2 protein-coding genes are annotated in these 2,028 nt (G+C 68.6%); one reads left to right on the top strand and one right to left on the bottom strand.

All coding sequences use genetic code 11. The features are described 5' to 3' along the window. Positions 1-17 precede the first annotated feature (17 nt). Complete coding sequence (locus tag UB43_RS17395; RefSeq protein ID WP_256205169.1) at positions 18-962, bottom strand: LysR substrate-binding domain-containing protein; 945 nt, start codon at positions 960-962, stop codon at positions 18-20. A gap of 62 nt (positions 963-1,024) precedes the next feature. Here UB43_RS17395 and UB43_RS17390 point away from each other — a divergent pair, with 62 nt between their 5' ends. Next, positions 1,025-1,957, top strand: coding sequence for an AEC family transporter (locus UB43_RS17390; RefSeq protein WP_045213360.1), 933 nt, complete (start codon positions 1,025-1,027; stop codon positions 1,955-1,957). Positions 1,958-2,028 lie beyond the last annotated feature (71 nt).

The raw sequence follows: 2,028 nt of genomic DNA, 5'->3' as shown, positions 1-2,028 counted from the left end.
GCGCGCATGGCGCGCTCCTACGATGTGAGCTCGATCCGGACCTCAGGCTTCGACCGCCCCACGCTGCGCAGGAAGGCCGCCAGGCACGGGTTGTCGTTGTGCGGGCTCCACGCCGCGCCGTACTCCACCTGTGGCGAGTCCGCGATGGCGCGGAAGGCCACGCCGGGCAGTTGCATGCGCCGCATCGAGTCGGGCACCAGGGACACGCCCAGCCCCTCGGCGACCAGGTTGACGATGGTCTGCTGCAGGTGCGTTTCCATGCGCACTGCCGGGGCGAATCCATGCTGGCGACAGCAATCCATCACTGACTCGTGCAGCGCCGGCGCCGTGGCCGGCGGAAAAGTGATGAAGGGCTCGCCGGCCAGCTTCGCCACGTCCAGTTCCGCTTCCTGCGCCAGGTCGTGATCGGCCGGCAGCACCGCGCACAGCGGCTCGCGTTGCAGGGTGCGGTAGAGCCGCTGGCCCGGTTCGCGCTCGGGGAAGGTCAGGGCGACGTCCACTTCGCCACTGTCCAGCGCCTGGCCGAGGTCGCGCGGCAGCATCTCGTTGAGCACCAGCTTCACTTCCGGGTGGCCGTCGGCGAAGGTTTTCAGCAGGCGCGGCAGCAGCGTCCAGGCGGCGAGCATGGTGAAGCCGATGCGCAGTTCGCCGCGTTCCCCGCGTGCGGTAGCGCGGGCCGAGCGCACGGCGAGATCGAGGCCGGCGAGCAGCGCTCGGGCCTGTTGCTGAAAGTCGCGGCCGGCGGCGGTCAGCTCCACCGAGCGCGAATGCCGGGCGAACAGCGGCGTGCCCAATTCCTCCTCCAGCGCGGCGATCTGCCGGCTCAGCGGCGGCTGGGTGATGTGCAGCGCCTCGGCGGCACGGCCGAAGTGCAGATGCTCGGCAAGGGCGAGGAAATAACGCAGCTGGCGGAAGTCGATCATCGATACGGATTGGGTATGAATGGTGGCTTTAGTAAGCATTGGACGGTATCGATTGGCAACCCTATGCTCGCCTGCCGCTCCCGCTCTCCAGGTTCCCTGCCATGCACACCGTGTTCGCCGTCGTCCTGCCGATCTTCGCGCTGATCCTGGTCGGCTGGCTGTGCCGACGCACCAACCGTCTCGGTCCGCAGGCAGCCTCGGAGGTGAACAAACTGGTGGTCTGGCTGTGTCTGCCGGCGCTGCTGTTCAAGGTCACCGCCACCGCGACCTGGGCGGAAATCTGGCAGCCGGGCTTCCTCGCGGCCTTCACCGGCGGTTGCCTGCTGGTGTTCTTCGCCACGCTGATCTGGCGCCTGCTGCAGGGCCGCCCGTTGCCGGCGGCGAGCATCGATGGTCTCAGTGCGTCCTACGCCAACACCGGCTACATGGGCATCCCGCTGTGCCTGCTGGTGTTCGGCCAGGACGGCCTGGAGCCGGCGCTGATCGCCTCGTTGCTGGTGGTCTGCGTGCTGTTCGCCATCTCGGTGGTGTGCATCGAGGTCGGCCTGCAGGAGGAGAAGCACATCGGCCGCGCCGTGTGGGTGGTGACCAAGGCGCTGGGCAAGAACCCGCTGGTGGTGTCGCCGATCATCGGCGGTCTGTGGGCGGTGACCGGCATCGGCCTGCCCGCGCCGCTGCTGCATTTCCTCGACATGCTCGCCGCCGCCACCACGCCGTGTGCGCTGGTCTCCCTGGGCCTGTTCCTGGCCCAACGCCAGGAAGCTGGCGAGCAGGTTGGCGCCTGGCCGCTGGTGGCGATCAAGCTGATCGGCCAGCCACTGCTCACCGGCTTCCTCGCCTACCAGGTGTTCGACCTGCCGCCGCTGTGGGCGGATTCGGCGCTGCTGCTCAGCGCGCTGCCCACCGGCACCGGCCCGTTCATGCTCGCCGAGTACTACCAGCGCGAGGCGGCGGTGGTGTCGCGGAGCATTCTGTTGTCCACCCTCGGTTCGCTGGTGACGCTGTCGCTGTGCCTGCTGTGGATCGCCCGCTGAGGGTCTTTTCGTAGGAGCGAGCTTGCTCGCGAACCGCCCAACGCCGCAGCCGCCGGGGAATCCGTTCGCGA

The sequence above is a fragment of the Pseudomonas sp. 21 genome, assembly GCF_000955805.1.
GTDB lineage: Bacteria > Pseudomonadota > Gammaproteobacteria > Pseudomonadales > Pseudomonadaceae > Pseudomonas.
The sequence above is the reverse complement of the archived record's forward strand: the minus strand, read 5'-3'. Positions and strand labels throughout refer to the sequence as shown.